Genomic DNA, 11,678 nt, shown 5'->3' on the forward strand with positions numbered 1-11,678 from the left:
CGCCGATCGTCACAACTCGATAACGTCGTGCCAACTCCAGCGCCCTGATCCAAAACAAGACTTTTTCAACACAATCGTCGTGTCAGCGGTCATTCATGGCCGAGAGGTGGGCGTCTCTTCATGGCCGGACAGCGACCAATGCCCGATCACCGTCCGGAAGCGCAGAAGCGCCGATGTTCAAATTTCCGTCTGTTCCGCCATTTCGAGTGCATCGTCGACCTCGATGCCCAGGTATCGTACTGTGCTCTCGAGCTTGGTATGGCCGAGGAGCAACTGAACAGCGCGGAGATTCTTCGTGCGGCGATAAATCAGAGACGCCTTCGTCCGACGCATCGTGTGGGTGCCGTACGCGGTGTCGTCCAGTCCGATCGACGCGACCCACCGATGCACAAGGCGCGAGTACTGACGCGTTGAGATATGAGGCGACTCGTGGAGCCTGCTCGGGAACAGAAAGTCCGACTGCGACAGTCTAGCCGTCCTGATCCACACTTCCGCGCTATCCCGAGTCTGCTCAGTGATTTCGAACTGGACGGGACGCTGCGTTTTCTGCTGCATGACCGTTGCCCGTGATGCAACGTGTTGGCCGTGGCAAATATCACGCACTCGCAGTTTGGTCAGATCGCATGCTCTCAACTTGCTGTCGATGGCCAGGTTAAAAATCGCGAGATCACGTGTTCGCGCCGAAAGTTATAGGCGAATCCGGATGGCCCAGATCTCCTTCAGTTTCAGTGGCGGCTTCTGGCCTGTGAACTTGCCCTTGTTCCACGGCACGCGGACCGGGGTGTTGACCGTAGTCGCTTCCATGACACACTCCTTTCAAGTGAAGGGAGTGCCAGTCTGCGCTGGCGGCCATGGGCGCTGTTCGACCCTTCTCTGCCGCTCGACGCTCGGCCGTCTCAATGTCTCTTACCAAAGCTGAACCGCCGGTCGAATGACCTCGCGCCGACGAGAGCGAACTGCTGCAATTGGCCGTCTATCGTCGCAGACTACCGTGTTCCGCTAAATACTGACGCAGCGCGCAAAGCGGTCGTATAAAGATTTGCTTCGAACGTCACGGCCTTTGACGATGTAGATCACAAACTCGGCCACGTTCGTCGATCTCGACTTCCATCCGACTAGCCAAGGTCTCGGCCGTGCCCCCCGCGCTCGCTGCCTGGCTACCGTGGTTGGGTCCAACAACCACCTCACTCGCAGCACTCGTGAGCTCTAGCCGCGCTGGTCAGTCAAGAGTCATTCTCGACATAAGCGGAGGAATCTCCACCCAGGTGGGTGCCCGTTTCATTTAGTCCTCGCTGCTCTTTGACGACCCTCCGCTCCAAAACCACCCAGAAGCGAGCATCCCGGCCAGAACGACCAACGCCGCGTTCAAGACCTTCTGGATCGCATTGCCGAATCCAGCTCCCGGCCCACGCTACGAAACAGCGGACACGCAAGTGCCGATGTGGCCCAGGCATCCGGCTCGCAAAGAGCTGAATTGCGGGTTGAGTCCTGTGTTTTTCGAAGCTTCGCTTCGCCGGGTAGCGGCCTAAGCTTTGGTTCAATGTTCTGCACTGAAACAACGAGAAAACAGCGATGTCCACACGACTTCACCGGGTGTCTCGCACGGTCGGCCTTGCCCTTGCCGCCGTGACATTGGTCATGTCTGGCACGGTGCTAGCCAGACATCCCACCCCGTTCACCTCGTTATCCGCCGACGATCAGATTTTCATCAAGTTGCATGACGCTGCACGCGACAACGATCCCGCGCGCGCAGCGCACCTGGCAAGCTTGATTCCGAATTATCCGGCGCCGGCTTATCTCAGCTATTTCCAGATCAAGCCGCGTCTGTTCAAGGGCGCGGGGCATGCGAATCTCGACGCGCCGGACGCACCGGTGCTGGCATTTCTGCAACGCTACGACGGACAGGCGATTGCCGACCGTCTGCGCAACGACTACCTTCGCGTGCTCGGGGCGCGCCACGACTGGCACGATTTCGATTCGCAATATTCAAAGTTCGTCCTGGACGACGACACGCAGGTGAAGTGCTATGCGCTCGAGTCCCGTGCGACGCGAGGCGAAAATGTGGCCGACGCGGCGCGGGCGCTGCTCGTCGAGCCGAACTGGTACGGTGACGGCTGCGTCGATCTGATCACCGCGCTCGACCGTAACCAGCAGTTCACTCCGGACGATGGGTGGCAGCTGATTCGCCAGGCCTATGAACAGGGCGCGAGGACGACGGGCGGCAGACTGGTCGATGCGCTGGGCGCGGCGCGCCCGGATCAGCTGCTCCTCGAGCAGGCGACGAACCAGCCACGCCTGTTGCTCGCGAAAGGCATCCAGCTGGACGCAGCGTCCCATCAACTCGCGCTGCTCGCCATCACACAGTTGGCGGTCGGCGATCCGGAGGCCGCCGAGGCCACCTTCACCGTAATCGCACCGTCGCTCACCCTGGCAGAACGGGCTATCGGTTGGGGCACGATCGCCTATCAGGCGGTGCTCAGGCAGCTACCGGGCGCGGTGAACTGGTACCGGCTGTCGGCGAACGCGCCCCTGTCGAGTCAGGCCTACGAGTGGCGCACGCGCAGCGCGCTGCTGGCCGGGGATTGGACAATGGTGCGCTGGTCGATCGAGCAGATGCCGGCCGCGCTGCGCGCACAGCCAGCATGGGTCTACTGGTACGCGCGCGCGTTGAAGCAGAGCAGCGAGGTGGCGGCAGCCGACCAGGAATTCCGAACGATCGCGGGTAACTACACCTTCTATGGCCAGTTGGCCTCCGAGGCGCTCGGCCGGCAGATCGTGATCCCGCCGCAGACCAAGGTGACCGACGAAGAAGTTGAGCGGGCTGGCCGGACACCAGGCTTCGAGCTGGCAGAACGCTTTTACGCGCTGCACCTGCGTACGGAAGGCAACCGTGAGTGGAACTGGCAGCTGCGCGGCATGACTGACCGACAACTGCTCGCAGTCGCCGAGTACGCGCGTCGCATCGAGCTTTATGACCGGGCTGTGAGCACTGCCGACAGGACGCAGACGGAACATGATTTTTCGCTGCGCTACCTGGCGCCATTCCGCACGATTGTCGAGCGCGATGCGCGGTCCACCGGGTTCGACGTCGGATGGGCGTATGGCCTCATTCGCCAGGAGTCGCGCTTCATTATCAATGCGCGCTCGGAGGTTGGCGCGGGCGGCCTGATGCAGGTGATGCCGAACACCGCTGAGATGGTCGCGAGGAAGATCGGGCTCGGTACGATCTCGCGGGCCAGGATGAACGACATCGACACGAACATCCTGCTTGGCACGTACTATCTATCGATGATTTACAACCAGCTTGACCGTTCTGCCGTGCTCGCGACCGCCGGCTACAACGCCGGCCCTGGGCGCCCGCGTAAGTGGCAGGCCAACCTGCCGCGACCGGTGGAAGGCGCGATTTTCGCGGAGACAATTCCATTTAACGAAACCCGCGACTACGTCAAGAATGTATTGTCGAACACGGTTTACTACGCGGCGCTGTTTGATGGCCACCCGCAATCGCTGACGGAGCGGCTTGGCCAAATCGAGCCCCGATGATATCGTCCGCAACGCTGATCCGCGGATCGCTCGGGTGCAGTAAGTGCGGCTGCATACGCGACACTGTATAACGATCCTTCTATCTCTGGATGACCTCTCAACACGGAACCATCTTCTGCGCCGTTTAGCTAGTCAGCCGGCGATCTGCGTTCAAATGACGGACTAAGCCCTAGGAGTCGCCATGTCTTTCGAGCAGTATTGCCAGATTGTGGAGGGCATCCGCGTACGACGAGTTCAGTCATCGAATCGGAGCCACGCCAACCAAAACTGACGAAGGATCCTTTGAAATCATGACCTGCATCCCGCCCTGAGCGGGCGGGGCTTCAATCACTGAGACACAGTGACGACGTACGTCGTGTCCACCATGAAACCAGTTCCCGGACCGCGTACAAAGCTCCCACCAAATCTGATCGTGTGCTGACCGGGCGACAGCGGTTTGAGCATCACCCAGTACCCATCGCTGATCGACATGCCGGGTCCAGCGCCCGATCCAAGGATGTTATCTGCAGGAACCGTGAAATTGAAGAACGGCGACAGCGCACGGAAACCCTGTGCACCGTTCAGTACGTCGTTGCCGTCAACCGTTACGTGCAGGCTGGTTGGGCTGATGCCGTCTGCAGTAGTCGCGCTGCATTTGCGGCATGATGCTGCGTCCGTGCAGTGAAACGGCGGCAGGTCCTGGGTTGAACACTCAACGTTGATGAGCGGAAAAAGAATGGACGCTGTTGAGGGAATATGATTTGAGCACGTCAGGGTGACGGCTTTATTTGAAGCGCTGCCTGCAAGGAACCATACTGATCCCGCCTGATTGATACTGCAGTCAACCGCCCCTGTTGGTTGATTCTCCGGGTTGGTTGCGGACGGTATCGCAAGCAGCCATTGCCACCAAGTTGCAGACCATTCGCCATACGTTAATCCCAGGGCCGATGTGCCAGGTGGATAGACGGGGGAATTTGCACTCTGGGCGAAGGCAGAGGCCGGAAGACCGAGAAGGATGCTGGTTAATATTAACTGGCGGTACTTCTTCATCTTCATGATGGGTCTCACTACTGGGACCATCCCAGTCAGGTCTGTTTTAGGCGATGTGGCGATGCTGTCAAGGTAGGAACAATGCCCAATGTGAAGGTAGGAGAATCCACCATATTTCATCGGGCTATTGACATTCTGTGAGGCACAGCATGCGGAATCGGTCCAGCAGCGGACGATGCCGGATAACGCGTGTCGCAGCATTTACGCTTTCCTAATTAATTACATACCAGTACCACCAAGAATCCGGAGAGATGGGTGTGTCCGCCTTCAGTCTGCGCTGTCCCGCCGATCCCCAGTCCATCGCGACATGCTCCAGAGCCTGTCACAAGGTCATCGTCCCAACCGCGTCCCGCGTCCGTCTATGACCGTTCTGCCGCGCTGAGCCGTCATCTGGATGGCGGGAGCAGCGCCCACGCGAATGTCGCTTTGTGGCGTGCGCCGTGCAAAGGCGGCGCTTTCCCAGCGGGTGTAAGCCCCGCCCGGCAACCGCTCCAGCCGGAAGCAACCTATAAGGAGCAATCGTGGAGGTAACGAAGCGGTTGAAGCCTTCGGTGAAGCGTGTCACGAAATACGGTGACAGCGCGAGTGTGCAGGCCGTAACGCGAGTGAATGCCGAGCAAGCCTCGAAAAGGACGATGCGCAGGCCGACCTGACTGCCATATCGGGGAAGGCTGATACGGCTGGGTGAATGAGCAGGCAGGACGCCCAGTCGCTGCGCCGGGGTAGTGGCGACAGCATGCACACAAGGGAAGCGCACGCAACACGGGAAGCCCCTTGGCGTGGTCAGGGATGACCAACCGGACGCCCGCGAGGGACAGGCCGGGCGCCTTGGGGTGACGGAGAGGCCCGTATTACCGCTGAAGCCGGTGTAATGCTGGTGGAGGGAAGGGGCCTCAGTTCAAGACAGACGCAATACGTAGTGAGGACGTGGAGATTGGGCAACCTATCAACTCCGATTCGTGTTCAGAAGCTGCAGATGGCGTTACACGCGAAAGCGAAGGCAGAAGCCGGGTATCGCTTCTACGCGCTGTACGACAAGATCTATCGTGAGGATGTGCTGGCGCATGCGTACGCCCAGTGTCGCTCGAACAGGGGCGCGCCGGGTGTCGATCGGCAAGACTTCGCGGAGATCGAAGCGTATGGGGTGCAGAAGTGGCTCGGCGAACTGGCGCTTGCGCTCAGGCAGGAGACTTACCGGTCGGACCCTATCAGAAGAGTGTTTATCCCGAAGGCCAATGGCAAGCTGAGGCCGCTGGGCATCTCGACTCTGCGTGATCGGGTGTGCATGACAGCAGCGATGCTGGTGCTCGAACCGATCTTCGAAGCCGACCTTCCACCGGAGCAGTACGCTTACCGCCCGGGGCGCAACGCCCAGCAGGCGGTGATCGAGGTGGAGGAACGGTTGCATCGAGGGCAAACGGACGTTGTTGACGCCGATCTCGCGGACTACTTTGGAAGTATTCCGCACGCCGATTTGATGTTGTCGCTCGCGCGACGCATCGTTGATCGGCGTGTGCTGCATCTGATCAGAATGTGGCTGGAATGCTCCGTAGAAGAAACCGATAACCGAGGCCGGAAGAAGCGTACGACGGAGGCCAGAGATAGCAGGCGCGGCATTCCGCAAGGGTCACCCATCTCACCACTGCTGGCAAATGTCTACATGCGCCGGTTCGTGCTGGCATGGAAGAAGCTCGGACTTCAGCGCAGTCTTGGTAGTCGCATTGTGACCTACGCGGACGATCTGGTGATCCTATGCAAGCGGGGCAAGGCGGAAGAAGCCTTGGCGCGAATGCGCGAGATCATGAGCAAACTGAAGCTGACGGTCAACGAGGAGAAGACGCAAATCTGCAAGGTGCCGGAAGGCGAATTCGACTTCCTGGGCTACACGTTTGGGCGGATGTACTCGGCGACGACGGGCCAGGCCCGCATGGGTATGCGGCCATCGAAGAAGAGTATCCGGCGCATGGTCGAGAAGATTCACGCGCTGACCGCCTCGTCGATGACGTGGCTCGATACCACAGAGTTGGTGGGCAAGTTGAATCGCACGCTACGCGGCTGGGCGAACTACTTCAAGGTAGGCACGGTCAGTCGTGCGTATCGGGCGCTCGACAGCTACACCTCCACGCGGTTGCGCCGGTGGTTACGTATCAAGCACAAGGTAAGGCGTCGCAGAGGCGGGGCTTATCCATCCTCGCACCTCTACGGGCACTTCGGTCTCGTTCGTCTACAGGGGCCTTGGTAGTGACTTGCCGTGTACGAAGGCGTGATGTCTCGTCCGAGAGCCCGTTGCGGGAGATCTGCACGGCGGGTTCGATGAGCGGGGTGTGAAGACGGAGCTATGGCAACGGTTATTAGGGCACCGCCAGACGAAAGAGGCGGCAACAGACAAACCCAGCCTACCGCCACCGCGTCACATCTCGACTCTACCGGTTTGCGACGATCGCGACCGGCTCAGGGCCTGAAGCGGCCCGTCACAGTTAGCAATAGCTGACGCTCAACCACAGAAATCCGAGTATATGAGGCGGTGGCTCGTCCATCTACGGGCTCCCTGCAGCGCGCCACGCCCGGTCGTTCCCACCCCGATCAACGTCCAACGCCCACCTTGGGCAAAGCCCTTCCGTTTCCTCGACGCCGCCGTTTGGTGTCGGTGTCTGACCGCCATCTACAACGGGTCGGCTGTATTGTCGATATCGGCAGCAGCGTGATGAAACGTGCTGTTGAAGCGATCGCGATGCGGTTGCCGAAATTCGGCGCTATGCAGATTTCGGCGGCAGAGGCCGTGGCGGCGAAGTAGGCGTGTGACTGGCGCCTGCGACGATCGACGCGTCGGCGCCCGACAACGATGGACTAAATCGGATTGATATTGGTGCCAGAGCCGCAGATACCTCACGAGCATGTGGATGCGGCGGTAATGCAGGAAGGGATACCGGACAAGAAATACAAATACCTTCCGTGCTGACGATGGCTGCCTATACTGCCTGGGCACCCTTGGTATTTGACGACACCGCTTCGCGGTCCGTCGCGACGCGACTTGAACAGACTCGCGAGGCTGCTATGAAAATCCTGGTGGTTTTGACTTCACACGACCAGCTCGGCGACACGGGCCGGAAAACCGGCTTCTGGCTCGAAGAGTTTGCCGCGCCTTACTACGTGCTCAAGGATGCAGGCGTCGAGATGACACTCGCGTCGCCCAGAGGCGGGCAGCCGCCCCTCGATCCCAAGAGCGACGATCCGGATTCGCAAACCGACGCGACACGGCGTTTCAAGAACGATAAGGACGCACAGGCGGCTTTGGCAAATACAGCGAAGCTCTCGACTGTTTCGGCTGCGGGCTACGATGCCGTGTTCTATCCCGGCGGGCATGGACCACTGTGGGATCTGGCGGAAGATTCTCAGTCGATCGCATTGATCGAAGCCATGTACGCGGCCGGTAAGCCCGTCGCCGCGGTTTGCCATGCTCCCGGTGTCCTGCGGCATACAAAGGCGCCAGACGGCGCCCCGCTCGTGCAGGATAAAGCCGTCACTGGTTTTGCCAATTCGGAAGAGGCGGCCGTAGGTCTGACCGAAGTGGTGCCTTTCCTCGTCGAGGACATGTTGAAGAAGAATGGGGGCAGGTATTCGAAAGGACCGGATTGGCAATCGCATGTCGTTGTCGCCGGGAACCTGATCACTGGCCAGAATCCCGCGTCGTCGGAAGCTGCGGCAAAAGCGCTTCTGGCGAGGCTAGGCGTGGCCTGACATGACGAACCAGGAGAGATGCCATGACAGTCAAGGTTCAAGTGGTCTTCTACAGCATGTATGGACACATCTATCGAATGGCGGAGGCCGTCGTCGCAGGCGCGCGCGAGGTTGCGAACACGGAGGTCTCGCTCCATCAGGTTGCTGAACTGGTGCCCGACGAGGTGCTGGAAAAGAGCGGTGCCAAAGCGGCGCGAGCGGCGTTTGCGCACGTTCCCGTGGCCACCATCGAGCAGCTGACGCAAGCCGACGCCATCATCTTTGGTACGCCCACACGCTTCGGCAACATGTGCGCGCAGATGCGCAATTTCCTCGACCAGACAGGCGGATTGTGGATGAGCGGCGGCCTGATCGGCAAGGTCGGCAGTGTGTTTACCAGTACCGCGAGCCAGCACGGCGGGCAGGAGACCACGATCACGAGCTTCCATAGCACGCTGCTTCATCAGGGCATGGTGATCGTGGGGGTGCCTTATTCCGAGCAGGGTTTGCTCAACATGGACGAAATCTCGGGGGGAACGCCCTACGGCGCTTCGACCGTCACCAAGGCTGACGGCTCCCGACAGCCAAGCGACAACGAACTGGCCATTGCGCGCTTCCAGGGGCGTCACGTGGCGCAGATCGCCGGGAAGCTCGCGGCAAAGTAAGGGCGTTGCTATAGATGTCGGCGGGTTCATTACGAAGCAAAGTGCTGCACTTCACTTTTGAGCCCGCCAGGACTTTCCCAAAGAGTCTTCCGCATCAATAGGCGCTGACCCCTAAGCGTCCGCTTCGCGGCCAAATCGCGTGTGTCTGCTACCCTTGCCTGAGCACGCCTTCAGTCTGCCGGCATCTGGTGCCACGGCGACTTTCGAATCGGCTCAAGTTTGAGCCGATTTGTGAGCTGATTCGTGTCACAAAGCTCATTGCTGGCGGACAATCGGTTTGGTGCCGCTTCCGGCACACGCGTATGTCGCATGCCGACCCCGAGCCGTCATTCGGGTCACCGTGTTGGCAACGGCCGCTTTCCAATTCCGAACGGACATCCGTCCGCATCACGTCTGCAGTACGGGCGCTCGCGGCCGACGGGTCGCGAGCGGCCATCATGCACTCGCTCAGAAGCGCCAACGGAATCTCGGTCAAATCACCAGCAAGCGTTTAGCGATGTGCGTGGCCGCTGTGACTTCGTCGTGAGGCGCCGCTATTTGAACTTGACGAGATCCTTGAAGATCAGTTGACCCCAGGTATTCCCCCTGCCTTGGACAAGCAAGCCGCCATCCTTGAGCGGTCCTAGCGCAATCGGCGCGAAACCGAGTTGTTCGGCCAAAGCAGCGACCGGTGCCACCGCATTTTCGTCATCGCTCGACAAAAAAACGACGCGGCTTCCGCCATTCACGCTCGGATCAGCGGCCAGGGCGGCAGCAGGCAGATGGTTAAAGCCCTTTACGAACCTGGCGCCGGTAAACGCCTTGGCGACAACCGCGGCCGGCGGCTGACCCTCCAGGTCTTCAACGGGAACACCAAAAGCATTTGTCGTGTCGATGATCGTCTTGCCCTGCCAGGTTGTGATCTGCTTCGCGACTTCGCGATGTTCCCAAAACGGAACCGCGAGGAAGATCGTGTCGGACGCGATTGCATCCTGCAGCGTCCCGGGGACAACGGTGGGGCCGATCGCTCGTGCCCGTTGCATCAGCGTCTCGGGAGGGCGCCGGCTGGCGACGGTCACATCGATATTCTTTCTTGCAAACGCTCGGGCGAGGGCCTGGCCTACCGCGCCGAAGCCAATAATCGAATAGTTCATGCGAACTCTCCATTCAGTATTGTAAGGAATCCATATTTATTGACACAAATCAGATCACCTTCGTCGAGTTGAAAGATCCTTCTACACGCTTTCGGCGCGATTTCAGATGGCCGAGAAGCCGCCGTCGACAGACAACTCCACCCCATTCACGAAGCTCGAATCGTCTGAAGCAAGAAACAGCGCGACCGTCGCAATTTCCTCAGGACGCCCCATCTTTCCCCGCGGGATCAGGGATTCGAACATCCGCTTCGCCTCCTCGGTGAGAACCTGGTCCTGCATCGGTGTGGCGATCGGCCCCGGGCTCAGCACGTTCACCCGGATATTCCTGCCCTTCAGTTCGTTAAGCCACGTGCGTGCGAATGAGCGCAACGCCGCCTTGCTCGCCGCATACACGCCATAACCAGGAAAACCTTTCACCGAAGCAACTGACCCGGTCATGAAGATCGACCCGCCATCGTTGAACAGCGGCAACGCCTTCTGAACCGCAAACAGCGTTCCGCGCGTATTCAGACCGAAGGTCGCATCGAAGTGCTGCTCGGTAATCTCGCCCAGAGGGACGGCTTCGCCCGTGCCTGCGCTCGCGAACAGGATGTCGATCTTGCCCTTTTCCCGCTTGACTGTATCGAACAGGCGGTCGAGGTCGTCCAGATTGGCCCCGTCGCCGCGCACGCCGGTCACGTTCCGGCCAATCAGCTTGACGGCCTCGTCGAGCGCCTCCTGCCTCCGGCCCGTGATGAAAACATACGCGCCTTCTTCAACGAACCGCTTGGCGCTCGCCAGCGCCATGCCGCTCGATCCACCCGTGATGACTGCAACCTTACCCTCAAGCTTTCCCATGACATCTCCTTTCGTGGTGTCGTACTGCGCCTCTGTTCCCATCTGCACAAATGTGCTGTATCTTGTGGATCACTGATCCGGATACAGGCTCATTATATTCGGATCACTGATCCGTTTGTCAAGGCAATTTATGCGAGCTGACGCCAGAAAGAATTACGACCATCTCCTTGCAGTCGCGCGTGACGTCGTCACCGAGCATGGTGCCGATGCGTCCATGCGAGATATCGCCCGCCGGGCCGACGTCGGGCTGGCCACACTATTTCGCCATTTCCCGACACGAGAAGCCTTGTTCGAAGCGTTGCTGCGCATGAACGTGGACGAACTGATACAGCAGGCGGCCGAACTCGAAACGTCGAACCCACCTGACGAAGCGCTGGTGTCCTGGTTTCGCGAAGGGGTTGCATTCGTTCATACCTATAACGGTATTTGCGCCTTGTTTGCGACCGCGCACGCGGACCCGGACTCCGCGCTTCACGCTTCGAGCACAGCGCTGCGTTCAGCGGGTGCGCGACTACTGCTCCGCGCTCAAGCCGAGGGAACGGCGCGCGCCGATATCGATGGGGTCGACCTGTTCGCCCTGATGTCGGCGCTCGGCTGGCTCGTCGGCCAGCCCGGATTCGCGCCACGGGGGGATCATCTCTTTCACGTTATTACGAGCGCCATCCTGACAAATCGGCCTGGCAACGATATCAAGAAGGCAACGTAACCGAGTCCAACGAATTGTTGTCTGCATTGCGTCGGATGGCGTCCTCTA

9 protein-coding genes and 1 pseudogene are annotated in these 11,678 nt (G+C 59.8%); 6 read left to right on the top strand and 4 right to left on the bottom strand.

Annotation, left to right across the window (positions count from 1 at the left end):
* Positions 1 to 177: 177 nt before the first annotated feature.
* A pseudogene (locus AC3WOG_RS00255) lies at positions 178 to 804 on the bottom strand (tyrosine-type recombinase/integrase).
* Positions 805 to 1,572: 768 nt separating this feature from the next.
* Here AC3WOG_RS00255 and AC3WOG_RS00260 point away from each other — a divergent pair.
* Positions 1,573 to 3,543: a lytic transglycosylase domain-containing protein gene (locus tag AC3WOG_RS00260; protein WP_492576092.1), complete on the top strand. Its 1,971-nt coding sequence runs from the start codon at positions 1,573 to 1,575 to the stop codon at positions 3,541 to 3,543.
* Positions 3,544 to 3,870: 327 nt separating this feature from the next.
* Here the strand turns inward: AC3WOG_RS00260 and AC3WOG_RS00265 are convergent, their stop codons facing one another.
* Positions 3,871 to 4,578 (bottom strand): hypothetical protein, encoded by a 708-nt coding sequence (locus tag AC3WOG_RS00265; RefSeq protein WP_492576093.1) that lies wholly within the window; start codon positions 4,576 to 4,578, stop codon positions 3,871 to 3,873.
* Positions 4,579 to 5,506: 928 nt separating this feature from the next.
* Here AC3WOG_RS00265 and ltrA point away from each other — a divergent pair.
* From ltrA to wrbA, 4 genes are all read left to right on the top strand, one after another.
* Positions 5,507 to 6,814 carry a group II intron reverse transcriptase/maturase gene (gene ltrA / locus AC3WOG_RS00270; protein ID WP_492576094.1) on the top strand — a complete coding sequence of 436 codons (1,308 nt, stop codon included), beginning with the start codon at positions 5,507 to 5,509 and terminating at the stop codon, positions 6,812 to 6,814.
* Between the two features lie 360 nt (positions 6,815 to 7,174).
* Positions 7,175 to 7,366, top strand: a complete 192-nt coding sequence (locus AC3WOG_RS00275; RefSeq protein ID WP_492576095.1) for a hypothetical protein — start codon at positions 7,175 to 7,177, stop codon at positions 7,364 to 7,366.
* Between the two features lie 260 nt (positions 7,367 to 7,626).
* On the top strand, positions 7,627 to 8,310 hold the full coding sequence (locus AC3WOG_RS00280) for a type 1 glutamine amidotransferase domain-containing protein (protein WP_492579680.1): 684 nt from the start codon (positions 7,627 to 7,629) through the stop codon (positions 8,308 to 8,310).
* Positions 8,311 to 8,333: 23 nt separating this feature from the next.
* On the top strand, positions 8,334 to 8,954 hold the full coding sequence (gene wrbA / locus AC3WOG_RS00285; protein ID WP_492576096.1) for an NAD(P)H:quinone oxidoreductase: 621 nt from the start codon (positions 8,334 to 8,336) through the stop codon (positions 8,952 to 8,954).
* A 533-nt stretch (positions 8,955 to 9,487) separates the two neighbouring features.
* On the opposite strand, the gene AC3WOG_RS00290 is transcribed toward wrbA, so the two are convergent.
* Positions 9,488 to 10,087 carry an NADPH-dependent F420 reductase gene (locus AC3WOG_RS00290; protein WP_492576097.1) on the bottom strand — a complete coding sequence of 200 codons (600 nt, stop codon included), beginning with the start codon at positions 10,085 to 10,087 and terminating at the stop codon, positions 9,488 to 9,490.
* Between the two features lie 102 nt (positions 10,088 to 10,189).
* A complete protein-coding gene (locus AC3WOG_RS00295) occupies positions 10,190 to 10,924 on the bottom strand; it encodes an SDR family NAD(P)-dependent oxidoreductase (RefSeq protein WP_429261043.1) in 735 nt (244 codons plus the stop codon).
* A gap of 130 nt (positions 10,925 to 11,054) precedes the next feature.
* On the opposite strand from AC3WOG_RS00295, the gene AC3WOG_RS00300 reads away from it, so the two are divergent.
* Positions 11,055 to 11,630, top strand: coding sequence for a TetR/AcrR family transcriptional regulator (locus AC3WOG_RS00300; protein ID WP_429261044.1), 576 nt, complete (start codon positions 11,055 to 11,057; stop codon positions 11,628 to 11,630).
* The last annotated feature ends 48 nt before the right edge of the window (positions 11,631 to 11,678 follow it).

Source organism: Paraburkholderia sp. FW306-02-B (assembly GCF_058782725.1).

What these genes read in the sequence shown, in the direction of transcription:
- AC3WOG_RS00260 (WP_492576092.1), top strand. Translation starts at nt 1,573, where the DNA reads ATGTCCACACGACTTCACCGGGTGTCTCGCACGGTCGGCCTTGCCCTT.
- AC3WOG_RS00265 (WP_492576093.1), bottom strand. Translation starts at nt 4,578, where the DNA reads ATGAAGATGAAGAAGTACCGCCAGTTAATATTAACCAGCATCCTTCTC.
- AC3WOG_RS00280 (WP_492579680.1), top strand. Translation starts at nt 7,627, where the DNA reads ATGAAAATCCTGGTGGTTTTGACTTCACACGACCAGCTCGGCGACACG.
- wrbA (WP_492576096.1), top strand. Translation starts at nt 8,334, where the DNA reads ATGACAGTCAAGGTTCAAGTGGTCTTCTACAGCATGTATGGACACATC.
- AC3WOG_RS00290 (WP_492576097.1), bottom strand. Translation starts at nt 10,087, where the DNA reads ATGAACTATTCGATTATTGGCTTCGGCGCGGTAGGCCAGGCCCTCGCC.
- AC3WOG_RS00295 (WP_429261043.1), bottom strand. Translation starts at nt 10,924, where the DNA reads ATGGGAAAGCTTGAGGGTAAGGTTGCAGTCATCACGGGTGGATCGAGC.
- AC3WOG_RS00300 (WP_429261044.1), top strand. Translation starts at nt 11,055, where the DNA reads ATGCGAGCTGACGCCAGAAAGAATTACGACCATCTCCTTGCAGTCGCG.